Source organism: Streptomyces sp. NPDC079141, assembly GCF_040686775.1.
Lineage (GTDB): Bacteria > Actinomycetota > Actinomycetes > Streptomycetales > Streptomycetaceae > Streptomyces.
In genome coordinates this window covers 146295-168626 of record NZ_JBFBLP010000008.1, presented here as the reverse complement: position 1 = coordinate 168626, position 22332 = coordinate 146295, and the positions used below count along the sequence as shown (strand labels likewise).

Annotated in this window: 22 protein-coding genes; 4 read left to right on the top strand and 18 right to left on the bottom strand. The window is 68.9% G+C overall.

All coding sequences use genetic code 11. The features are described from left to right. Positions 1–4 precede the first annotated feature (4 nt). Genes nuoL through AB0Q90_RS22800 form a run of 12 tightly spaced genes read right to left on the bottom strand, consistent with a single transcriptional unit; the run spans position 5 to position 12701 of the window. Complete coding sequence (gene nuoL / locus AB0Q90_RS22855) at positions 5–1918, bottom strand: NADH-quinone oxidoreductase subunit L (protein ID WP_363159269.1); 1914 nt, start codon at positions 1916–1918, stop codon at positions 5–7. A gap of 14 nt (positions 1919–1932) precedes the next feature. Then, positions 1933–2232 carry an NADH-quinone oxidoreductase subunit NuoK gene (gene nuoK / locus AB0Q90_RS22850; RefSeq protein WP_015658544.1) on the bottom strand — a complete coding sequence of 100 codons (300 nt, stop codon included), beginning with the start codon at positions 2230–2232 and terminating at the stop codon, positions 1933–1935. Continuing rightward, positions 2229–3047, bottom strand: a complete 819-nt coding sequence (locus tag AB0Q90_RS22845) for an NADH-quinone oxidoreductase subunit J (RefSeq protein ID WP_363159270.1) — start codon at positions 3045–3047, stop codon at positions 2229–2231. The genes nuoK and AB0Q90_RS22845 overlap by 4 nt, the downstream gene beginning before the upstream one ends. Further along, positions 3044–3646, bottom strand: a complete 603-nt coding sequence (nuoI, locus tag AB0Q90_RS22840) for an NADH-quinone oxidoreductase subunit NuoI (protein ID WP_363159271.1) — start codon at positions 3644–3646, stop codon at positions 3044–3046. Before nuoI ends, AB0Q90_RS22845 begins: the two co-directional genes overlap by 4 nt. Beyond that, the gene (nuoH, locus tag AB0Q90_RS22835) at positions 3639–5000 is read right to left on the bottom strand and encodes an NADH-quinone oxidoreductase subunit NuoH (RefSeq protein WP_363159272.1); all 1362 of its coding nucleotides are present in this window, start codon (positions 4998–5000) and stop codon (positions 3639–3641) included. The genes nuoI and nuoH overlap by 8 nt, the downstream gene beginning before the upstream one ends. Further along, entirely contained in the window at positions 4997–7501 is a 2505-nt protein-coding gene (locus AB0Q90_RS22830; RefSeq protein WP_363159273.1) for an NADH-quinone oxidoreductase subunit G, read from the bottom strand. Before AB0Q90_RS22830 ends, nuoH begins: the two co-directional genes overlap by 4 nt. After that, positions 7498–8847: an NADH-quinone oxidoreductase subunit NuoF gene (gene nuoF, locus AB0Q90_RS22825; protein WP_363159274.1), complete on the bottom strand. Its 1350-nt coding sequence runs from the start codon at positions 8845–8847 to the stop codon at positions 7498–7500. Before nuoF ends, AB0Q90_RS22830 begins: the two co-directional genes overlap by 4 nt. After that, complete coding sequence (nuoE, locus tag AB0Q90_RS22820; protein WP_363159275.1) at positions 8847–9719, bottom strand: NADH-quinone oxidoreductase subunit NuoE; 873 nt, start codon at positions 9717–9719, stop codon at positions 8847–8849. The genes nuoF and nuoE overlap by 1 nt, the downstream gene beginning before the upstream one ends. Continuing rightward, a complete protein-coding gene (locus AB0Q90_RS22815) occupies positions 9716–11038 on the bottom strand; it encodes an NADH-quinone oxidoreductase subunit D (protein WP_363159276.1) in 1323 nt (440 codons plus the stop codon). The genes nuoE and AB0Q90_RS22815 overlap by 4 nt, the downstream gene beginning before the upstream one ends. Next, positions 11035–11775 carry an NADH-quinone oxidoreductase subunit C gene (locus AB0Q90_RS22810; protein ID WP_363159277.1) on the bottom strand — a complete coding sequence of 247 codons (741 nt, stop codon included), beginning with the start codon at positions 11773–11775 and terminating at the stop codon, positions 11035–11037. The genes AB0Q90_RS22815 and AB0Q90_RS22810 overlap by 4 nt, the downstream gene beginning before the upstream one ends. Beyond that, a complete protein-coding gene (locus AB0Q90_RS22805; protein WP_003998928.1) occupies positions 11772–12326 on the bottom strand; it encodes an NADH-quinone oxidoreductase subunit B family protein in 555 nt (184 codons plus the stop codon). The genes AB0Q90_RS22810 and AB0Q90_RS22805 overlap by 4 nt, the downstream gene beginning before the upstream one ends. A gap of 15 nt (positions 12327–12341) precedes the next feature. Beyond that, positions 12342–12701: an NADH-quinone oxidoreductase subunit A gene (locus AB0Q90_RS22800; protein ID WP_003974383.1), complete on the bottom strand. Its 360-nt coding sequence runs from the start codon at positions 12699–12701 to the stop codon at positions 12342–12344. Positions 12702–13418: 717 nt separating this feature from the next. On the opposite strand from AB0Q90_RS22800, the gene AB0Q90_RS22795 reads away from it, so the two are divergent. Beyond that, positions 13419–14246: a C40 family peptidase gene (locus AB0Q90_RS22795; RefSeq protein ID WP_363159278.1), complete on the top strand. Its 828-nt coding sequence runs from the start codon at positions 13419–13421 to the stop codon at positions 14244–14246. 181 nt (positions 14247–14427) lie between these two features. Continuing rightward, entirely contained in the window at positions 14428–15054 is a 627-nt protein-coding gene (gene def / locus AB0Q90_RS22790; protein WP_363159279.1) for a peptide deformylase, read from the top strand. Here def and AB0Q90_RS22785 read toward each other — a convergent pair. Continuing rightward, complete coding sequence (locus AB0Q90_RS22785; protein WP_363159280.1) at positions 15051–15257, bottom strand: hypothetical protein; 207 nt, start codon at positions 15255–15257, stop codon at positions 15051–15053. The genes def and AB0Q90_RS22785 overlap by 4 nt on opposite strands. A 94-nt stretch (positions 15258–15351) precedes the next feature. Then, a complete protein-coding gene (locus AB0Q90_RS22780) occupies positions 15352–16641 on the bottom strand; it encodes a geranylgeranyl reductase family protein (protein WP_363159281.1) in 1290 nt (429 codons plus the stop codon). 98 nt (positions 16642–16739) lie between these two features. Between AB0Q90_RS22780 and AB0Q90_RS22775 the strand changes: the two genes are divergently transcribed. Together AB0Q90_RS22775 and AB0Q90_RS22770 are read left to right on the top strand one after the other, a co-directional pair. Then, a complete protein-coding gene (locus AB0Q90_RS22775) occupies positions 16740–17261 on the top strand; it encodes a GNAT family N-acetyltransferase (protein ID WP_363159283.1) in 522 nt (173 codons plus the stop codon). A gap of 134 nt (positions 17262–17395) precedes the next feature. Then, positions 17396–17725, top strand: coding sequence for a PASTA domain-containing protein (locus AB0Q90_RS22770; RefSeq protein WP_363159284.1), 330 nt, complete (start codon positions 17396–17398; stop codon positions 17723–17725). Positions 17726–17775: 50 nt separating this feature from the next. On the opposite strand, the gene AB0Q90_RS22765 is transcribed toward AB0Q90_RS22770, so the two are convergent. Genes AB0Q90_RS22765 through AB0Q90_RS22750 form a run of 4 tightly spaced genes read right to left on the bottom strand, consistent with a single transcriptional unit; the run spans position 17776 to position 22246 of the window. After that, a complete protein-coding gene (locus AB0Q90_RS22765) occupies positions 17776–18471 on the bottom strand; it encodes a demethylmenaquinone methyltransferase (RefSeq protein WP_363159285.1) in 696 nt (231 codons plus the stop codon). Positions 18472–18514: 43 nt separating this feature from the next. After that, complete coding sequence (locus AB0Q90_RS22760) at positions 18515–19597, bottom strand: acyltransferase (protein ID WP_363159286.1); 1083 nt, start codon at positions 19595–19597, stop codon at positions 18515–18517. Between the two features lies 1 nt (position 19598). After that, the gene (locus AB0Q90_RS22755) at positions 19599–21833 is read right to left on the bottom strand and encodes a glycosyltransferase (protein ID WP_363159287.1); all 2235 of its coding nucleotides are present in this window, start codon (positions 21831–21833) and stop codon (positions 19599–19601) included. 20 nt (positions 21834–21853) lie between these two features. Then, a complete protein-coding gene (locus tag AB0Q90_RS22750) occupies positions 21854–22246 on the bottom strand; it encodes a hypothetical protein (protein ID WP_363159288.1) in 393 nt (130 codons plus the stop codon). Between the last annotated feature and the right edge of the window lie 86 nt (positions 22247–22332).

Below are 22332 nucleotides of genomic sequence, written 5' to 3'. Positions count from 1 at the left end.
GGTATCAGACCGCCCTCATCAACAGGGTGGCGGCGACGAGGACCGCCGCACCGCCGAACATCGAGACCGCGTACGACCGCGCGAAGCCGTTCTGCAGTCGGCGCAGCCGTCCGGAGAGGCCGCCGACCGAGGCCGCCGTGCCGTTGACGACACCGTCGACCAGGGTGTGGTCGACGTACACCAGGGACCGCGTGAGGTGCTCGCCGCCGCGGACGAGGACGACGTGGTTGAAGTCGTCCTGGAGCAGGTCGCGCCGGGCGGCCCGGGTGAGCAGCGAGCCGCGCGGGGCGACGACCGGGACGGGACGACGGCCGTACTGGAGGTACGCGGCCGTCACACCGATGACCATCACGGCCACCGTGGACGCCGTGACCGTGGCCGCGCTGATCGGCGCGTCGCCGTGGTCGTGTCCGGTGATGGGCTCCAGCCAGTGCAGGAAGCGGTCGCCGACGCTGAACAGGCCGCCCGCGAAGACCGATCCGAAGGCCAGCACGATCATCGGGACCGTCATGGAGCTGGGCGACTCGTGCGGGTGCGGTTCGTTGCCGTTCTCATCGGGCTGCCAGCGCTTGTCCCCGAAGAACGTCAGCAGCATCACGCGCGTCATGTAGTACGCCGTGATGGCCGCGCCGAGCAGGGCACAGCCGCCGAGGATCCAGCCCTCGGTGCCGCCCTTGGCGAACGCCGCCTCGATGATCTTGTCCTTGGAGAAGAAGCCGGACAGACCCGGGAAGCCGATGATGGCGAGGTAGCCGAGGCCGAAGGTGATGAAGGTGACCGGCATGTACTTGCGCAGGCCGCCGTACTTCCGCATGTCGACCTCGTCGTTCATGCCGTGCATGACCGAACCGGCGCCGAGGAACAGCCCGGCCTTGAAGAAGCCGTGCGTCACCAGGTGCATGATCGCGAAGACGTAGCCGATCGGGCCGAGGCCGGCGGCGAGCACCATGTAGCCGATCTGCGACATGGTCGAGCCGGCCAGCGCCTTCTTGATGTCGTCCTTCGCGCAACCGACGATCGCACCGAACAGGAGCGTGACGGCACCGACGATGGTGACGACCAACTGTGCGTCGGGAGCGGCGTTGAAGATCGCTCCGGAGCGGACGATCAGGTACACACCCGCGGTCACCATCGTGGCGGCGTGGATGAGGGCCGAGACCGGGGTCGGGCCCTCCATCGCGTCCCCGAGCCAGGACTGCAGCGGCACCTGGGCCGACTTGCCGCAGGCGGCGAGCAGCAGCATCAGGGCGATGGCGGTCAGCCTGCCCTCGGACGTGTCACCGACGAGCCCGGGCTCCTCATGAGTGCCGAGCACCGGACCGAAGGCGAACGTCCCGAAGGTGGTGAACATGATCATGATCGCGATCGACAGACCCATGTCGCCGACGCGGTTGACCAGGAACGCCTTCTTCGCGGCCGTCGCGGCGCTGGGCTTGTGCTGCCAGAAGCCGATCAGCAGGTAGGAGGCGAGACCGACGCCCTCCCAGCCGACGTACAGCAGCAGGTAGTTGTCCGCGAGGACGAGCAGCAGCATCGCCGCGAGGAACAGGTTCAGATAGCCGAAGAAGCGGCGGCGCCGCTCGTCGTGCTCCATGTACCCGACCGAGTACAGGTGGATCAGCGAGCCGACGCCGGTGATCAGCAGGACGAACGTCATCGACAGCTGGTCGAGGTGGAAGGCGACGTCCGCCTGGAAGCCCTCCACCGGGATCCAGCTGAACAGGTGCTGCGTCATCGTCCGGTGTTCGGCGTCCTTGCCGAGGAGGTCGGTGAAGAGGATGACGCCGAACACGAAGGACAGGGCCGCAAGCAGCGTGCCGATCCAGTGGCCGACGGCGTCCAGGCGCCGGCCACCGCACAGCAGGACCGCCGCTCCGAGCAGGGGCGCCGCGATGAGCAGCGCAATCAGGTTCTCCACGATTCAGCGACCCCTTACAGCTTCATCAGGCTGGCGTCGTCGACCGAGGCCGAGTGGCGGGAACGGAACAGCGACACGATGATCGCGAGCCCGACCACGACCTCCGCGGCGGCGACGACCATCGTGAAGAAGGCGATGATCTGGCCGTCGAGATTGCCGTGCATGCGGGAGAAGGCGACGAGCGAGAGGTTGCAGGCGTTGAGCATCAGCTCGATGCACATGAACACCACGATCGCGTTGCGCCGGATCAGCACGCCGGTGGCGCCGATCGTGAACAACAGGGCCGCGAGATAGAGGTAGTTGACCGGGTTCACTTGGCCGCCTCCCCACTGTTCGTGCGCTCCAGGCGCTCCCCGGCGCGCTGTTCGAGGGCCTTGAGGTCGTTGAGCGCCTCGGTGGACACATCGCGGATCTGGCCGCGCTCACGCAGCGTCTTGCTGACGGTGAGCTCCGACGGGGTGCCGTCGGGCAGCAGTCCGGCGATGTCCACGGCGTTGTGCCGGGCGTACACACCGGGCGCCGGCAGCGGCGGGAGGTGCTTGCCCTCGCGCACCCGCTGTTCGGCCAGCTCGCGCTGGGTCTTGGCGCGCTCGGTGCGCTCCCGGTGCGTCAGCACCATGGCGCCGATTGCGGCCGTGATGAGCAGGGCGCCGGTGATCTCGAAGGCGAAGACGTACTTGGTGAAGAGAAGGGCCGCGAGGCCCTCCACGTTGCCGCCCGCGTTGGCCTGCGCGAGGCCGTTGAACTCCGTCAGGGAGGCGTTGCCGATGCCTGCGGTCAGCAGGATGCCGAAGCCGAGACCGCACAGAAGGGCCAGCCAGCGCTGGCCCTTGATGGTCTCCTTCAGCGAGTCCGCCGCGGTGACGCCGACGAGCATCACCACGAAGAGGAACAGCATCATGATCGCGCCCGTGTAGACGACGATCTGCACGACGCCCAGGAAGTAGGCGCCGTTGGCGAGGTAGAACACCGCCAGGATGATCATGGTGCCGGCCAGGCACAGGGCGCTGTGCACGGCCTTCTTCATGAAGACGGTGCACAGGGCGCCGATCACCGCGACCGTGCCGAGGACCCAGAACTGGAAGGCCTCGCCGGTGGAGGTGGAGTAGGCGGCGAGCTGCGCGCTCATGCGTCCACCCCCTGATCCTCGGGCCTCTCACCCTTGGACACGGCGACCTGGCGCTCCGTACCGGGAGCGGCCTCCGTCACCAGACCCCGGTAGTAGTCCTGCTCGTCCGTCCCGGGGTAGATCGCGTGCGGCGTGTCCACCATGCCGTCCTCAAGACCGGCGAGCAGCTGCTCCTTGGTGTAGATGAGGTTGGCGCGGCTGGAGTCGGCGAGCTCGAACTCGTTCGTCATGGTCAACGCGCGCGTGGGGCACGCCTCGATGCACAGGCCGCACAGGATGCAGCGGGCGTAGTTGATCTGGTACACGCGCCCGTACCGCTCGCCCGGCGAGTAGCGCTCCTCGTCGGTGTTGTCCGCACCCTCGACGTAGATCGCGTCGGCGGGGCAGGCCCAGGCGCACAGCTCGCAGCCGATGCACTTCTCCAGGCCGTCCGGATGGCGGTTGAGCTGGTGCCGTCCGTGGAAGCGCGGAGCGGTGGTCTTCTGCTGCTCCGGGTACTGCTCGGTCAGCCGCTTCTTGAACATGGCCTTGAAGGTCACGCCGAAGCCGGCCACGGGGTTCTGGAAACCGGGCTTGGTCTCCTTGGGCTCCTCAGCCATCGGACGCCTCCTTTCCATCCAGAGATCCGTCGTCACTCTGAGTATTCACCCCGCCACTGACAATCAGCTCCCGCTCGCGGCGCGAACGGCGCCGCGGCACCGGCGGCAACTCCTGTCCCGGCAGCGGCGGTACGGGGAATCCACCGCCCGTCGGATCGAATCCGGCGCTCGGGGCGGGCTCCCCCTCCTTCGGCTTTCCGCGGAACATGTCCGCGACGAAGGAGAGCAGCAGGAGCACAAGGACGCCGCCGCCGACATAGAGAGCGATGTCGGCGAAGTCGTAGTTCTCGTTCCGCAGCGTCCGCACGGTCGCGACGAGCATCAGCCAGACCACGGAGACCGGGATGAGGACCTTCCAGCCGAGCTTCATGAGCTGGTCGTAGCGGACCCGTGGGAGAGTGCCGCGCAGCCAGATGAAGAAGAACAGCAGCAGTTGGACCTTGACGGTGAACCAGAGCAGCGGCCACCAGCCGTGGTTCGCGCCCTCCCAGAAGGTGGAGACCGGCCAGGGGGCCCGCCAGCCGCCGAGGAAGAGCGTCACGGACACGGCCGAGACCGTCACCATGTTCACGTACTCGGCGAGCATGAACAGCGCGAACTTGATCGACGAGTACTCGGTGTTGAAGCCGCCGACCAGGTCGCCCTCGGACTCCGGCATGTCGAAGGGGGCGCGGTTGGTCTCACCGACCATCGTGATGATGTAGATGATGAAGGAGACCGGCAGCAGGATGATGTACCAGCGGTCCTGCTGCGCCTCGACGATCGCCGACGTCGACATCGACCCCGAGTAGAGGAAGACGGAGGCGAAGGCGGCGCCCATCGCGATCTCGTACGAGATCATCTGCGCGCAGGAACGCAGTCCACCGAGCAGCGGATAGGTCGATCCGGAACTCCAACCCGCCAGCACGATGCCGTAGATGCCGACCGAGGCGACCGCGAGGATGTACAGCATCGCGATCGGCAGGTCGGTGAGCTGCATCGTGGTGCGCTCACCGAAGATCGAGATCTCGTTGCCGGCCGGGCCGAAGGGGATCACCGCGATCGCCATGAAGGCCGGGATGGCCGCGACGATCGGCGCGAGGACGTAGACCACCTTGTCCGCGCGTTTGACGATGACGTCTTCCTTGAGCATCAGCTTCACGCCGTCGGCGAGCGACTGGAGCATGCCCCACGGGCCGTGCCGGTTGGGGCCGATGCGCAGCTGCATCCAGGCGACGACCTTGCGCTCCCAGACGATCGAGAACAGCACGGTCACCATCAGGAAGGCGAAGCAGAACACCGCCTTGATGACGACCAGCCACCAGGGGTCGGTGCCGAACATCGAGAGGTCTTCAGCGGCGAGGTACGGGCTCATGCCTCCACCTCCTTGGGGGCCTCGGTCACGGGGGTCGCCGGGCCGATGCGGACGAGGGAGCCGGGCCGCGCCCCGGTGTCGGAGGCGACGCCGCGGCCGGTGGAGTTCAGCGGGAGCCAGACCACCCGGTCGGGCATCTCGGTGACCTTGAGCGGGAGTTCGACCGTTCCGGCGGTGCCGGTCACCGCGAGGACGTCGCCGTCCTTCACACCCGCCTCGGCGGCCGTGGCGGCCGACACGCGCGCGTGTGCCGCGTGCCGCGTTCCGGCGAGCGCCTCGTCGCCCTCCTGGAGCCGACCCTGGTCGAGCAGCAGCCGATGCCCGGCCAGCACAGCCTCCCCGGCGGCCGGTCGCGGCAACTGGGCGGCCGTTTCGAGGGGCTCGGTGGCCCGCGGCCCGTCCCAGGGACCGAGCCGGTCCAGCTCCGCGCGCGTGGTCCGCAGATCCGGCAGGCCCAGGTGTACGTCCATGGCGTCGGCCAGCATCTGCAGGGCGCGCGCGTCGGTCGGGGCCAGGCGGCGCGTCATCTGGTCGGGCTTGAGCGCGGCCTCGAAGAAGCGCACCCTGCCCTCCCAGTTGAGGAAAGTGCCTGCCTTCTCGGCGACGGCGGCGACGGGAAGGACCACGTCGGCGCGCTCGGTGACCTCGCTGGGCCGCAGCTCCAGCGAGACCAGGAAGCCGACCTCGGCGAGCGCCTCACGTGCGCGTGCCGGGTCGGGCAGGTCGGCGACCTCGACGCCGGCGACCACCAGGGCCTGGAGTTCGCCGGTGGCGGCGGCCTCCACGATCTGGCTGGTGTCACGGCCGTAGCGGTGCGGCAGGTCGGCCAGGCCCCAGGCCGCGGCGACCTCCTCACGCGCGCGCGGGTCGGTGGCCGGACGGCCGCCCGGCAGCAGCGAAGGCAGCGCACCGGCCTCGACGGCTCCGCGCTCCCCCGCCCGGCGCGGAATCCACGCCAGGTGGGCGCCGGTCGCGGACGCGGCGCGGCCGGCGGCGGTCAGCCCGCCCCCCACACCGGCCAACCGCTCACCCACGACGATCACGGCGCCCTCGGCGCGCAGCGCCTCGGCAGCCTGCGCGCCGTCGCCCTCCAGGCCGACCCCGCTCGCGAGCGCGTCCAGCCACTCGGTCTCGGTGCCGGGAGCGGCGGGCAGCAGCGTTCCGCCCGCCTTCTCCAGGCCGCGAGTGGCGTGCGTGGCGAGGGAGAAGACCTTCTGGCCGTGCTTGCGCCAGGCCTTGCGCAGCCTCAGGAAGATCCCGGGCGCCTCCTCCTCGGCCTCGAACCCGACCAGCAGCACCGCGGGCGCCTTCTCCAGCGCGGTGTACGTGACGCCCGTACCGTCGAGGTCGCGGCCGCGTCCGGCGATCTGGGCGGCGAGGAAGTCGGCCTCCTCGCTGCTGTGCGCACGCGCGCGGAAGTCGATGTCGTTGGTGTCGAGCGCCACGCGCGCGAACTTGCTGTAGGCGTAGGCGTCCTCGATGGTGAGGCGGCCGCCGGCCAGGACGCCGGTGCGGCCTCGCGAGGCGAGCAGTCCCTGAGCGGCGATCTGCAGCGCCTCCGGCCAGGACGCCGGTTCCAGGTCGCCCTCCGCGTTGCGCACCAGAGGCGTCTCGATCCGGTCCCGCTGCTGCGCGTACCGGAACGCGAACCGCCCCTTGTCGCAGATCCAGTCCTCGTTGACCTCGGGGTCGGGTGCGGCCAGGCGCCGCATGACCTTGCCGCGCCGGTGGTCGGTGCGCGTGGCGCAGCCACCCGAGCAGTGCTCGCACACGGAGTGCGAGGAGACCAGGTCGAAGGGGCGGGAACGGAAGCGGTACGCCGCCGAGGTGAGCGCGCCGACCGGGCAGATCTGGATGGTGTTGCCGGAGAAGTACGACTCGAAGGGATCGCCCTCGCCGGTGCCGACCTGCTGGAGAGCGCCCCGCTCGATCAGCTCGATCATCGGGTCGCCCGCGACCTGGTTGGAGAAGCGGGTGCAGCGGGCGCACAGCACGCACCGCTCACGGTCGAGCAGCACCTGCGTGGAGATCGGCACCGGCTTCTCGTAGGTCCGCTTCTTGCCCTCGAAGCGGGACTCGGCGTTGCCGTGCGACACGGCCTGGTTCTGCAACGGGCACTCGCCGCCCTTGTCGCAGACCGGGCAGTCCAGCGGGTGGTTGATGAGCAGGAGCTCCATCACACCCTTCTGGGCCTTCTCCGCGACCGGCGAGGTGAGCTGGGTCTTCACCACCATGCCGTCGGTGCACGTGATGGTGCAGGAGGCCATCGGCTTGCGCTGGCCCTCCACCTCGACGATGCACTGACGGCAGGCGCCGGCCGGGTCGAGCGCCGGATGGTCGCAGAACCGGGGGATCTCGATGCCGAGCTGTTCGGCGGCCCGGATGACCAGAGTGCCCTTCGGCACGCTGATCTCGATGCCGTCGATCGTCAGCGCCACGAGATCTTCCGGCGGGACCGCCGCCTCCCCGCCTCCGGAGGGAGCGCTGGTGGTCACTGTCATGCGTTCACCTCCGTGTGCTTGTCCGCCCAGGCCGTCGACTTGGCCGGGTCGAAGGGGCAGCCGCGGCCCGTGATGTGCTGCTCGTACTCCTCACGGAAGTACTTGAGCGAGGAGAAGATCGGCGAGGCGGCGCCGTCGCCGAGGGCGCAGAACGACTTGCCGTTGATGTTGTCGGCGATGTCGTTCAGCTTGTCGAGGTCGCTCATCACGCCCTTGCCGGCCTCGATGTCACGCAGCAACTGCACGAGCCAGTACGTGCCTTCGCGGCAGGGCGTGCACTTGCCGCAGGACTCGTGGGCGTAGAACTCGGTCCAGCGGGTGACGGCACGGACCACACAGGTCGTCTCGTCGAAGCACTGCAGCGCCTTGGTGCCGAGCATGGAGCCGGCGGCGCCCACGCCCTCGTAGTCGAGCGGGACGTCCAGGTGCTCCTCGGTGAACATCGGCGTCGAGGAGCCGCCCGGCGTCCAGAACTTCAGCCGGTGGCCGGGCCGCATGCCGCCGCTCATCTCCAGCAGCTGGCGCAGGGTGATGCCGAGCGGGGCCTCGTACTGGCCGGGGCTGGCGACGTGGCCGCTGAGCGAGTAGAGCGTGAAGCCCGGGGACTTCTCGCTGCCCATCGACCTGAACCAGTCTTTGCCTTTGTGGAGGATCGCGGGAACCGACGCGATCGACTCGACGTTATTCACCACAGTCGGGCAGGCATAGAGGCCCGCGACGGCAGGGAAAGGGGGACGGAGCCGCGGTTGACCACGGCGGCCTTCGAGCGAGTCGAGCAGTGCGGTCTCCTCACCGCAGATGTACGCGCCGGCGCCCGCGTGCACGGTGATATCGAGATCGAGGCCGCTGCCCAGGATGTTCTGTCCGAGGTAGCCGGCCGCATAGGCCTCGCTCACGGCCGAGTGCAACCGCCGCAGCACAGGGACGACTTCACCGCGCAGATAGATGAAGGCATGCGACGACCTGATGGCATAACACGCAATGATCATGCCCTCGATGAGGCTATGCGGGTTCGCGAAGAGGAGCGGAATGTCCTTGCAGGTTCCGGGCTCCGATTCGTCGGCGTTGACAACTAGATAGTGCGGTTTTCCATCTCCCTGGGGAATGAACTGCCATTTCATTCCAGTGGGGAATCCCGCGCCGCCACGGCCGCGCAGACCGGAGTCCTTGACGTACGCGATCAGGTCGTCCGGCGACATCGCCAGCGCCTTGCGCAGGCCCTCGTATCCCTCGTGCCTTCGGTAGACGTCCAGCGTCCAGGACTTGTCCTCGTCCCAGAAGGCCGACAGCACGGGTGCGAGCAGCTTCTCGGGGCTGGTGTCTTTCAGCTCGGGTGCCAAGGTCATCACTCCCCCTCCTCGGCGATGGGCCCGGCCGGGTGGGCTGGGTCGGAGGCCGATGTCTCCTGCGGCGCGTCGTGCGAGCTCAAGTGCTCCGTCGGTGACGGCTCGTGCACTGCCCTGTCCTGCGGCTCCTCATGAGGTCCGCCGTCCCGCGGGTGAACCACCCGCGCGGGTGCGGCCTCCCCCTTGGCCAGCTTGAGGCCGACCAGCGAAGCGGGTCCCGCGCTTCCGCCGGCCTCGACCGACCCGTCCCGCTCGTCGGGAAAGCCCGCCAGGATCCGGGCCGTCTCCTTGAAGGTGCACAGCGGCGCCCCGCGCGTGGGCGACACCTGGCGCCCGGTGCGCAGGTCGTCCACCATGCGCTTCGCGCTCTCGACGGTCTGGTTGTCGAAGAACTCCCAGTTGACCATCACGACCGGCGCGAAGTCGCAGGCCGCGTTGCACTCGATGTGCTCCAGGGTGACCTTGCCGTCGTCGGTGGTCTCGCCGTTGCCGACGCCCAGGTGCTCCTGGAGCGCCTCGAAGATCGCGTCGCCGCCCATCACCGCGCACAGAGTGTTGGTGCACACGCCGACCTGGTAGTCACCGCTCGGCCGGCGCCGGTACATCGTGTAGAAGGTCGCGACCGCGGTCACCTCGGCCGTGGTCAGGTTCAGCACGTCCGCGCAGAACTGCATCCCGGTGCGCGTGACATGGCCCTCCTCCGACTGCACGAGGTGCAGCAACGGCAGGAGCGCGGACCGGGAGTCGGGGTAGCGGGCGATGACCTCGCGCGCGTCCCGTTCCAGTCGGGCTCGAACGTCGTCCGGGTAGCCGGGCGCGGGCAGTTGGGGCATGCCCAGGCTGACGCCCTGCTCCGAAGAACTGGTGGTCACCGGTCGACGCCTCCCATCACGGGGTCGATGGACGCGACGGCGACGATGACGTCGGCGACCTGGCCGCCCTCACACATCGCCGCCATGGCCTGCAGGTTGGTGAAGGACGGGTCGCGGAAGTGGACCCGGTAGGGGCGGGTGCCGCCGTCGGAGACGGCATGTACGCCGAGTTCGCCCTTGGGCGACTCGACGGCCGTGTACGCCTGTCCCGGCGGGACGCGGAAGCCCTCGGTGACCAGCTTGAAGTGGTGGATCAGGGCCTCCATGGAGGTGCCCATGATCTTCTTGATGTGGTCGAGGGAGTTGCCGAGGCCGTCCGGGCCCAGGGCGAGCTGGGCGGGCCAGGCGATCTTCTTGTCGGCGACCATGACCGGGCCGGGCTGGAGCCGGTCCAGGCACTGCTCGACGATCCTGAGCGACTGGCGCATCTCCTCCAGGCGGATCAGGAAGCGGCCGTAGGCGTCGCAGGTGTCGGCGGTCGGGATGTCGAAGTCGAAGGTCTCGTAGCCGCAGTAGGGCTGCGCCTTGCGCAGGTCGTGCGGCAGGCCGGTGGCCCGCAGGATCGGACCGGTGGCACCGAGGGCCATGCAGCCGGCCAGGTCGAGATAGCCGATGTCCTGCATACGCGCCTTGAAGATGGGGTTCCCGGTGGCGAGCTTGTCGTACTCCGGGAGGTTCTTCTTCATCTTCTTCACGAACTCGCGGATCTGGTCCACCGCGCCGGGCGGCAGGTCCTGGGCGAGTCCGCCGGGGCGGATGTACGCGTGGTTCATCCGCAGGCCCGTGATGAGCTCGTAGATGTCGAGAATCATTTCACGATCACGGAATCCGTAGATCATGATCGTGGTGGCGCCGAGCTCCATGCCGCCGGTGGCGATGCACACCAGGTGCGAGGAGAGGCGGTTGAGCTCCATCAGGAGCACGCGGATGAGGGTGGCGCGGTCGGGGATCTGCTCCTCGATGCCGAGGAGCTTCTCGACGGCGAGGCAGTAGCCGGTCTCGTTGAAGAAGGACGTCAGGTAGTCCATGCGCGTCACGAACGTGGTGCCCTGCGTCCACGTGCGGAACTCAAGATTCTTCTCGATGCCGGTGTGCAGGTAGCCGATGCCGCAGCGGGCCTCGGTGACCGTTTCGCCCTCGATCTCCAGGATCAGGCGGAGCACCCCGTGGGTGGAGGGGTGCTGGGGGCCCATGTTGACGACGATGCGCTCGTCGTCGGCGCGGGCCGCGGACTGGACGACCTCGTCCCAGTCGCCACCGGTGACCGTATATACGGTGCCTTCCGTGGTCTCCCGAGGGGAGGCGTGCGAAGTGCTCACGAGTACGACCTCCGCTGGTCCGGAGCCGGAATCTGGGCGCCCTTGTACTCGACGGGGATGCCGCCGAGGGGGTAGTCCTTGCGCTGGGGGTGGCCCTGCCAGTCGTCCGGCATCATGATCCGCGTCAGGGCCGGGTGGCCGTCGAAGACGATCCCGAAGAAGTCGTAGGTCTCGCGCTCGTGCCAGTCGTTCGTGGGATAGACGGAGACCAGTGACGGGATGCGGCGGTCACTGTCGGGGGCGCTGACCTCCAGCCGGATCAACCGGTTGTGGGTGATCGAGCGCAGGTGGTAGACGGCGTGCAGCTCGCGGCCCTTGTCGTTCGGGTAGTGGACGCCGCTGACGCCCGTGCAGAGCTCGAAGCGCAGGGCCGGGTCGTCGCGCAGGGTGCGGGCGACGCGGAGCAGGTGCTCGCGTTCGATGTGGAACGTGAGCTCGCCGCGGTCGACGACCGTCTTCTCGATGGCGTTGTCGGGCAGCAGGCCCTGCTCCTCCAGTGCGCCCTCCAGCTCGTCGGCGACCTCGTCGAACCAGCCGCCGTAGGGGCGACTCGCCGGTCCCGGGAGGCGGACCGAGCGGACGAGGCCGCCGTAACCGGAGGTGTCGCCGCCGTTGTTGGCGCCGAACATGCCGCGCTGGACGCGGATCTCCTCGCCGCCCTGGCCGCGCTGGCCGGGGAGGTTGGAGGCGCTGAGGTCCTTCTCGGGATTGACCCCGTTGCCGTTGGTGTCGCTCACCGCAGCAGCCCCTTCATCTCGATCGTGGGCAGGGCCTTGAGCGCCGCTTCCTCCGCCTCGCGGGCCGCCTCCTCGGCGTTCACGCCGAGCTTGGAGGTCTGGATCTTCTGGTGGAGCTTGAGGATGGCGTCCATGAGCATCTCCGGCCGTGGCGGGCAGCCGGGGAGGTAGATGTCGACCGGGACGATGTGGTCGACGCCCTGCACGATCGCGTAGTTGTTGAACATGCCGCCCGAGGAGGCGCAGACCCCCATGGAGATCACCCATTTCGGGTTCGGCATCTGGTCGTAGACCTGCCGGAGCACCGGCGCCATCTTCTGGCTCACCCGTCCGGCGACGATCATCAGGTCCGCCTGCCGCGGGGAGCCGCGGAAGACCTCCATGCCGAAGCGCGCCAGGTCGTAGCGGCCGGCGCCGGTGGTCATCATCTCGATGGCGCAGCACGCGAGGCCGAAGGTGGCGGGGAAGACAGACGCCTTGCGCACCCAGCCCGCGGCCTGCTCGACGGTGGTCAGCAGGAAGCCGCTCGGCAGCTTTTCTTCGAGTCCCATGTCGTTAAAGGCCCCTCAGTCCCATTCCAGGCCGCCGCGCCGCCATACGTACGCGTACGCGACGAAGACGGTGAGCACGAAGAGCAGCATCTCCACGAGCCCGAAGATCCCCAGGGCGTCGAAGGTGACGGCCCAGGGGTAGAGGAAGACGATCTCGATATCGAAGATGATGAAGAGCATCGCCGTCAGGTAGTACTTGATCGGGAAGCGCCCGCCGCCGGCCGGCGTGGGTGTCGGTTCGATACCGCACTCGTAGGCTTCGAGCTTGGCGCGGTTGTACCGCTTCGGACCGATCAGCGTGGCCATGACCACGGAGAAGATCGCAAAGCCTGCCCCGAGGGCTCCCAGTACGAGGATGGGCGCATACGCGTTCACCGCTCCTCGCTCCTCTCAGTCGGCACTGACTGCTGGCGGTTGCGTCGGGCTCATCACATGCGTCCCACCCGTTCCTCGAACCTCGCTCGTCCCGGCGAAGATCGAGAACATGTGAAGCAGGTCACAAGCCCAACTGCCTCGCATCTTATGCCCGCCGCTCTGTGATCTGCGACACGGGGTATTACACAAGCTTTGTGATCTCCACCACCTGACGAAGGATCATGAAGTCGGATGAGTGGTGATCTTCGTACGCGAGGCTTCCAAGTGATCACCTGAGGTGACATTTCCGCTCGTCGGCGCAGCTCGGGCGGGGCGTCTCAATATCAAGAGGCTTCCCTTGCATGCAAATTGGTGCTGGACGGTGCGCCTTGGTAGAGGGCCGCGTTCACACATCAGGGGGAGGTCCGCAGTGCGATGTGGACGCGTGCACGCGTTCACGAGCGACGGAGGGCGGGCCGTGCGCGCGGGACGCGCCCGTCGCCGTAACCGTTGCGTGACCTCGGCCACACTCATGAGAGGGGCATGAGAACCGGGCTTGGCCACCTGCCTCAACCAGTGGTAGGCGGAGGGCAATTCGGACGAACCGACGAAAGGCCGTGATCACAGGCGGGTTGGGCATGGTCCGCTATGTCCGTTACGGCGTCAATAAAGGGCGACACACCCGGGATTCACGCGGTCGATTGAACAACTGTGGCGCAGCACACGTTTCTTGAAGGTATGGAGGAGCCCCTGATACCGGTTGTTCTCATGTCCCACACCGCTCACATACGCAGCCACCGGAAACCCCGCCGCAGCGCGTCGACCATCGCGATGCGGGCCGGAGTTGCCGGTGGCGTCCTCAGCACCCTGGCAGTGGCCGGTGCGTCGGGTTCGGCGAACGCTGCCGAGCCGGTGACGCAGACCCTCGAACTGCCCACCCTGACGGCGGACCTGGCTGCCCAGGTCGCCGAGTCCGCGGACGCCACTCAGCAGGCCGCGGCCACCTACGAGCTGCAGGCCGAGCGTGACGCGGCCGCCGCAAAGGCCGCGAAGCAGGCCAAGGCGGACCTCGCTGAGGCCAAGGAGAAGGCGGAGGCCAAGAAGAAGGCCGCCGAAGCCGCCCGCAAGGCCGCCGCGGAGCGCGCCGCGCGCGACGCCGAGCGCGCCACTCTCTCCACCGCCACCACGGCCACCGCCTCCGCTCCCGCCAGCGGCAGCGTCGCGACGGTCATCTCCTTCCTCAAGGCCCAGCTGGGCGACGCCTACGTCATGGGCGCGACCGGCCCCAACGCGTGGGACTGCTCCTCCCTGGTCCAGGCCGCGTTCAAGCAGGTCGGCGTCGACCTGCCGCGCGTCTCGCAGGACCAGTCGATGGCCGGCACGGACGTCTCCCTGTCCAACCTCCAGGTCGGCGACATCCTGTACTGGGGCGGCAAGGGCTCGGCGTACCACGTGGGCGTGTACATCGGCGACGGCCAGTACCTGGACGCCGCCAACCCGTCCAAGGGTGTGGTCATTCAGGACCTTTCCGGCTACCCCGCCTCGGGTGCGGTGCGCGTACTCTGACGCACAGCGCCCATGGGCACAGTCGCACGGACGGGGCCGCAGCCGCTCGGGGGCAGCGGCCCCGTCCGGCGCTTCCCGTCCGAGAACACCTGCGGATGCGGCCGATCCGCCCCTGAGACTCCTGCTTGTTCTGTTGTCATGAGAACCGACAGCAACCGGCAACAGACCCAGGAGTTCAGAGATGCCGAGTGTCTTCGTGCAAGGCAGGCCCGTCGACTCGTATCCGCCGCTCGCGCCCGAGGCCCGGCGCGGGTCCGTGCGCAGGATCACCGAGGCGGGGGAAGAGGTCCTGCACAAGCCGTGCCGGGACGTGACCGAGTTCGGGCCCGATCTCGCGGCGCTCATCGACGACATGTTCCTGACGATGTACATCGCCGACGGCTGCGGGCTCGCGGCGAACCAAGTCGGCGTCGATCTGCGGCTGTTCGTGTACGACTGCCCGGACGACGACGGAGTCCGGCATGTCGGGCATGTCGTGAACCCGGTGCTGGAGCAGCTCGACGCGACCGACCGTCGGCTGCTCGACGAGGGCGAGGGGTGCCTGTCGGTACCGGGCGCCGTGATGGACGTACCGCGTCCGGACCGGGCCGTGGTGCGGGGGTTCGACAGGGACGGCGAGCCGATCGTCATCGAGGGCGCCGGGTACTTCGCCCGTTGCCTCGCGCACGAGACCGACCACTGCAACGGGCAGGTCTATCTGGACCGGCTCTCCAAGCGGGAGCGGAAGGACGCGCTGCGGCAGGCGGCGGACCGCCGGGATGAGGTCTTCGCGCGGCAGGCGGCCAGAACGGCGGCCCTGAGCGGCTAGCTCTTCATCATCGTCATCACCACGCCGAGGGCGGTGAGAGCCGTTCCGGCGATGGTGGCGATCTGAGCGGCCTTGCCGAGGGTCAGTCTCCGCGGCTTCACCGGCTGTGCCTGAGCCGACCGGTTTGCCTTCCGGCAGCGGATGACGGCCAGCCCCGCCGCTCCCAGCAGAGCGGCGGGCACAAAGAGCATCAGGAGCGGCACGGCGATCAACCCCCTGGGTGTCCCGGATGCGACGACTATGGCACCCGGGGGGAGATCGCTTCTCCTGGCGGTCGATGCGCGCGGGGGGCGCTCGTCACGCCTTCGGCGCCACCTTGCTCAGGCCGTTGATGATGCGGTCCATGGCGTCGCCGCCCGTCGGGTCCGTCAGGTTCGCCAGGAGCTTCAGGGTGAACTTCATCAGGAGCGGGTGGGTCAGGCCGCGCTGGGTCGCGATCTTCATGACCTTCGGGTTGCCGATGAGCTTCACGAAGGCGCGGCCCATCGTGTAGTAGCCGCCGTAGGTGTCCTTGAGGACGCGCGGGTAGCGCTGGAGGGCCATCTCGCGGCCCGCGGGGGTCGGGCGGGCGTGGGCCTGGACGATGACGTCGGCGGCGATCTGGCCGGACTCCATGGCGTAGGCGATGCCCTCGCCGTTGAAGGGGTTCACCAGGCCGCCGGCGTCGCCGACGAGCAGCAGCCCGCGCGTGTAGTGCGGCTGGCGGTTGAAGGCCATGGGGAGGGCGGCGCCGCGGATGGGGCCGGTCATGTTCTCCGGCGTGTAGCCCCAGTCCTCCGGCATGGAGGCGCACCAGGCCTTCAGGACCTCGCGCCAGTCGAGCTCCTTGAAGGAGTCGGAGGTGTTCAGGACGCCCAGGCCGACGTTCGAGGTGCCGTCGCCCATGCCGAAGATCCAGCCGTAGCCCGGCAGCAGACGGTCCTCGCCGGGGCCGCGGCGGTCCCACAGCTCCAGCCAGGACTCCAGGTAGTCGTCCTCGTGGCGCGGGGACTCGAAGTAGGTCCGTACGGCCACGCCCATCGGCCGGTCCTCGCGGCGGTGCAGGCCCATCGCCAGGGACAGGCGCGTGGAGTTGCCGTCGGCGGCCACCACCAGGGGCGCGTGGAAGGTGACTTCGCGCTTCTCCTCGCCGAGCTTGGCGTGCACGCCGGTGATACGGCCGGTGCGGTCGTCGATGATCGGGGCGCCGACGTTGCAGCGTTCGTACAGTCGCGCGCCCGCCTTCTGGGCCTGGTGGGCGAGCTGCTCGTCGAAGTCGTCGCGCTTGCGGACGAGTCCGTAGTCGGGGAAGGAGGCGAGGTCCGGCCAGTCGAGCTGGAGCCGGACACCGCCGCCGATGATCCGCAGGCCCTTGTTGCGCAGCCAGCCGGCCTCTTCGGAGATGTCGATGCCCATCGCCACCAGCTGCTTGACCGCGCGCGGGGTGAGGCCGTCGCCGCAGACCTTCTCCCGCGGGAACTCGGTCTTCTCCAGCAGCAGTACGTCGAGTCCGGCCTTGGCCAGGTGGTACGCCGTCGTGGAGCCGGCTGGCCCCGCGCCCACGACGATCACATCGGCGGTGTTGTCGGAGAGGAGGGGCTCGGTCACGGCGGGATCTCCCCAAGTTCGAAATCTGCGTGCCGACCGGCACTGGACATGGGCAGTCTATGCAGCAGCAGTGATCACCCGGCTGAAGGGTTGCCCCCGTGAACCGAGCTCTCCCTGTAGTACGGCTGCGTGTCCCCACCGACGAGGACGCGGTCGTCTGGCACCGGCTCTTCGACGACCCGGAGGTCATGGAGTTCCACGGCGGCTCGTCCGCCGGCCTGTCGGTCTACGAGGAGCTCACCGCCCGGCAGCGGCGCCACGACGCCGAACGCGGGTTCTGTCTGTGGAGCGTGCTCGACGAGTCCGGCGAGGTCATCGGCTTCACCGGCGCCCAGCCGTGGGAGCGGGACTGGGGTCCCACGGGCGAGATCGAGATCGGCTGGCGGCTCGCGCGGGCGCACTGGGGCAAGGGGTACGTCACCGCGGCCGCGCGGGAGACGCTGGAGCGGGTGCGGGCGGCGGGAGTGTCGAATGTGGTGGCGATGGTCGACGCCCGCAACGAGCGGTCGATCGCGGTGACCCGGCGGCTGGGCATGCGGCTGGCCGAGGTGTTCACCACCCCGGCGAGCAAGCGGCAGGGGCACTGCTACCGACTGAACCTGGAAAGCGGAACGGCTTAGCCCTGTTTCGATCACGAGCGGTAACGAACTGTCACAGATAGACACTTAGCGCTTCCGAGCGGTACCCGGCGGGGGTTACTCTGCCGGTATCGCTGGGGGTGACATCTGTGCATATACCGCCCAAGACACCCGAAGTGCGCGTACCGCGCCTCGTCGGTCTGATGGCTGTGGACGCATGCAAGTCGGCAGAGGCACGCGGCGTGCTGCTGGCCTCGCCCGACCGGCCCGACGTCCGTCTCGCCGTCGTCGACTACGTCGTACGGCAGTACCCGCCACCCGGTGTCGAGGTGCCGCGCGGGGCCGTGGTCACCGTGTGGTTCGACTTCGGGGAGGGTGAGGGCGGCGGAGGCGCGGGGGTGCGGGAGCCGCGTTCGCCGCGACCGCCGCGCGGCGGGATGCAACGGGAACTCGACGAGCCGGGCGGCCACTCCTACGCGGCGTGCGCGGGCTTCGTCCCGCCCTGAAACCGGGTCACGCGAAAACGGCCGTACGCGGAAACCGCCGCCCGTCGGCCTCAGCTCTCCTTGAACCCCCGGTGCAGCGCCACGACGCCGCCCGTCAGATTCCGCCAGGCGACCTTCGACCAGCCGGCCTTGCGCAGGCGTTCGGCGAGGGCGGGCTGGTCGGGCCAGGCGCGGATGGACTCGGCGAGGTAGACGTAGGCGTCGGGGTTGGAGGAGACCGCGCGGGCGACCGGCGGCAGGGCGCGCATCAGGTACTCGGTGTAGACGGTCCGGAAGGGCGCCCACGTCGGGTGCGAGAACTCGCAGATGACGACCCGGCCGCCGGGCCTGGTCACCCGGTACATCTCGCGCAGCGCGGCGTCGGTGTCCTGCACGTTGCGCAGGCCGAAGGAGATCGTGACGGCGTCGAAGGTGTCGTCCTTGAACGGCAGCCTCGTCGCGTCGCCCGCCGTGAGCGGCAGCCAGGGGTGCTTCCGCTTGCCGACCTGGAGCATCCCGAGGGAGAAGTCGCAGGGCACGACGTACGCGCCGGTGCGGGCGAAGGGCAGGGAGGAGGTCGCCGTACCGGCGGCGAGGTCCAGGACCTTCTGCGCGGGCCGGGCGTCGACCGCCTTGGCGACCTCCTTGCGCCACACCCGGTCCTGGCCGAGCGACAGCACGTCGTTCGTCAGGTCGTACCGTTCCGCGACGTCGTCGAACATCGAGGCGACTTCGTGCGGCTGCTTGTTCAGGGAAGCGCGGGTCACGGGCCCATTCTTGCAGCCGCCCTCGCACGACCGGCCGACGCCCTCACGGAAGGAGCCGTGGCTTCTTCCTCGCGGCCACGTCCTCCACCCATCCGCACAGCAGGACGAACCCGGCGATCAGCACCCAGCCGATGCCGAACATGAACCACTGGCTCTCCAGCGGCAGGTACCGCTCGAAGGCGGGCACCTTCCAGAACTGGTCGATCAGCGGCACGGCCAGGATCAGGGCGATCTCGTGCCAGAGGTAGATCGTCACCGCGCGCGCGTTGAAGACGGCGACGAGCCGGTCCAGCCGCCGGAACCGGGTCAGCCCGGCGAGGTCGATCCGCAGACGCGCCTTGGCCCACATCAGGAGCAGCACGAAACCGGCCGACCAGAAGGCCTGCGCGAGCGGGATCTCGTCCAGGTCGTAGGTGCCGTACTCGGCCCGGTGGGTCAGCGCGTACCAGCCGCCGTAGCCGAGTGCGGCGAGCGACAGCAGGAGCACGGCCGCCGGTTTCATCCTCTCCAGCACGCCGTCGCGGTGTGCGAAGCCGAGGATCCAGCAGAAGAGGTACGTCGACAGGTCCCACAGGGCGCTGCCGAAGCGGTTGTCCGGTCCCGCCCAGACGAACTGGAGGACGACGATCGGCGCGAGGGACGCCAGCAGGACGGGTACCGGCGCGAGGCGGAACACCTTCAGCAGGAGCGGGGAGAGGAGCACGAACCACAGGTACGTGCGCAGATACCAGAGGATCTCGTACGCCTGTGCGCCCCAGGCGTTGCCCGGCGGGTCGCCGAGCGGCACGATCCAGTAGACGATCTGCCGGCCCGGCATCCAGCCGTGGATCAGCATCGCGACGACCACGAAGAAGCCCCAGAACCAGAAGGGGGGCAGGAGCCGGCGCAACCGGCTCCGCACCACCGTGAGCGCGGGCCGCTCCAGGGACTTCGCCATCAGGGTGCCCGCCAGGCCGAACATGATCCCCATGGAGGGGAAGACCAGACCGGCCCAAGCCCAGCCGAAGGTGTGGTACGTGACGACACGGATGAGGGCGACGGCTCTCAGGGTGTCGAAGTAGCGGTCGCGGGCGGGGCCGTGGGGAGCCCGTACGAGCACCGCGGCAGGCCGGCTGTGGGCGCCCACCTCAGCTCACCCCCGCCGGTGTCCCCACCTCGCCCGTCCGCTTCAGCTTCTGCCAGCGCAGACGGCCGCCGGTGAGGGCGGTGATGCAGGAGTGGATGAGGACGAGGTACATCATCTGGCGGTAGGCCAGTTGCTGCAGCGGCATCATCAGCAGATACCGGTACTTCTCCCGGTCCAGCCGGAAGGCGTACGCCGCGCAGACCAGTTGCACGGCCAGCACCGCGAGCCAGGCCAGCAGCGCCGCCCTGAAGTCGATGAAGATCAGCGAGTACGCGGTGAACACGTCGATGAGCGGGGCGAAGACCGGCGTGACGATCTGGAAGATCACCACCAGCGGCATGCCGACCCGGCCGAAGCGCCCTGAAGGACCCTTGTCCGTCAGGGACTTGCGATGCTTCCACAGCGCCTGCATGGTGCCGTACGACCAGCGGTAGCGCTGGGACCAGAGCTGCTTCAGCGACCCGGGCGCCTCCGTCCAGGCCCTGGCGTGCTCCTGGTAGACAACGCGCCGGCCCGCGCGGTGCATGGCGATCGTGATGTCGGTGTCCTCGGCGAGGGTGTCCTCGCTCATGCCGCCGACCTCCAGCACCGCCTCGCGGCGGAACGCGCCGATCGCGCCGGGGATGGTCGGCATGCAGCGCAGCAGGTCGTACATGCGGCGGTCGAGGTTGAAGCCCATCACGTACTCGATGTGCTGCCAGGCGCCGATGACCGTGTTCCGGTTGCCGACCTTGGCGTTGCCGGCGACCGCGCCGACCTCGGGGTCGGCGAAGGGCTGCACCAGCTGCCGTACGGTGTCCGGTTCGAAGACGGTGTCGCCGTCCATCATCACGACGATGTCGTGACTGGCGTGCCGGACACCGTTGTTGAGGGCGGCCGGTTTGCCCGCGTTCTGCTGCCGGACCACGCGGACGTTCGGCATGCCGAGGGACTCGGCGATGCCGGCCGTGCCGTCGGTGGAACCGTCGTCCACGACGATGATCTCGATCGGATGGGTGCTCTGCGCCAGCGAGTTGAGGGTGCTGGCGATGCACTCCTTCTCGTTGTACGCCGGGACGATCACGCTCACCGGCCGGGTGACCGGCGGACCCCAGCTGAAGCGGCGCCTGTTGCGCTGTCTGTAGTGGCGGCGGGCCAGGACGAGCATCATCCCGAACCGCCCCATGACCGCCACGCCCACGACCATCAGTCCGACCGAGAGCGCGGGCACCGTCCACTCGGCGACGGCGACGGCCGCGATGAGGGCCTTGCCCTCGTACAGGGTCGCGCCGGTGGCCTCGCGGTGGGCGGCCTGGAGGAGGGAACCACCGTCGTCGGTGGCGCCCTGGACGGCCGAAGGCGCGCCACCCGCCTGCTGGTCCTGCTGTATGACACCGCTGATGGTGGTGAAGGTGTAGCCCTTCGCCCGCATCTTCTCGATGTACTGGGGCAGCGCCTTGATGGTCTGCGAGCGTTCGCCGCCGGCGTCGTGGAAGAGCACGGACGCGCCCTTGTTCCTGGCGGGCGTCGCCCACTTCACGATCTTCGAGACGCCCGGCTTCTTCCAGTCGTCGCTGTCGGTGTCGATGAAGACGCTGGTGTAGCCCTCCTCGCCGAGCTTGCGGTAGACGGGCCAGCTGTAGTTGTCGATGGCGTCCGTCTCCGAGGAGTACGGCGCCCGGAACAGCGTGGTGGTGATGCCGGCCGCGCCCGCCAGCGCGAGCTGCGTCTGCTGCACCTCACGGTTGACGCGGGCGTCGCTCTGATAGGAGAGGTCGACATGGGTGAAGGTGTGGATGCCCACCTCGTTGCCCTGTTCGACCATGTCCGCGACGAGGTCCGGGTAGCGGGAGACCATCGAGCCGACCACGAAGAACGTCGCCGGAACGTCGTACTCCGCAAGGATCTCCAGGACCTGGGGCGTCCAGGTGGGGTTGGGGCCGTCGTCGAAGGTGAGGGCGATGGTCCTGTCCGGGACGGAGACCGTGGTGGCCTGTCCGCCGCGGAAGGTGAGGATCGGGCCGCCGTCGAGGATCTCGTCCGGCACATCGCTGGAACTGGCCCCGCTGCGCACCCGCTGGTCGCCGCCGACCTCGGCGCGCAGATAGCCGTCGAGCAGCATGATGCTGGTCAGTGCGAGCAGGAGCAGCAGGGCGAGGATGACACGCGGTTTCTGCAGTGCCGCGGCCTTGCCCGCCACCCGCCCGATACGGGTGGGGGCGCGTCGGCGGCCGCGTGAGGGCGTCGTCGAAGTCATGAAAGGTGGCTGCGTTCCGGTCAGTTGGCGGTGTCCGCGGCGGCGGACACGGAAGCGGTGGGGGCGGGGCTGCCCGAGGGCGTCGGGGCGGACGAGGTGCCGCCGATCCGGTCGCCGAAGCCGCCCTGCGGCTGCCGGCCGGGGCCGGTGCCCGGGCCGCCGCCCTGCGCGGTGTTGCCGAACGGCAGCAGCTGGGAGGGGGTGAGCGAGGTGCCGATGCCCATGAAGGCCATCCCCAGGACGACGGCGTAGCCGACGCAGACGACGCCGACAAGGACGCCGATCCGGCGCAGCACCTTCGACCGGCGACCGGAGTTGTCAACGAAGACAGGCCCCTCGGCGGACCCGTTGCCACGTTTGCGGCGGCGACCGCGCACGTCGGCGCGGGTTTCGATGGCAGGCTCGGAATGCATTCCCCGGATATTAGGGAGCCTCTATGTGACGACGACTCGGGGATTCATATGAGGCGCCCATGAGAAGCGCCTTAACCTGTCGCTTC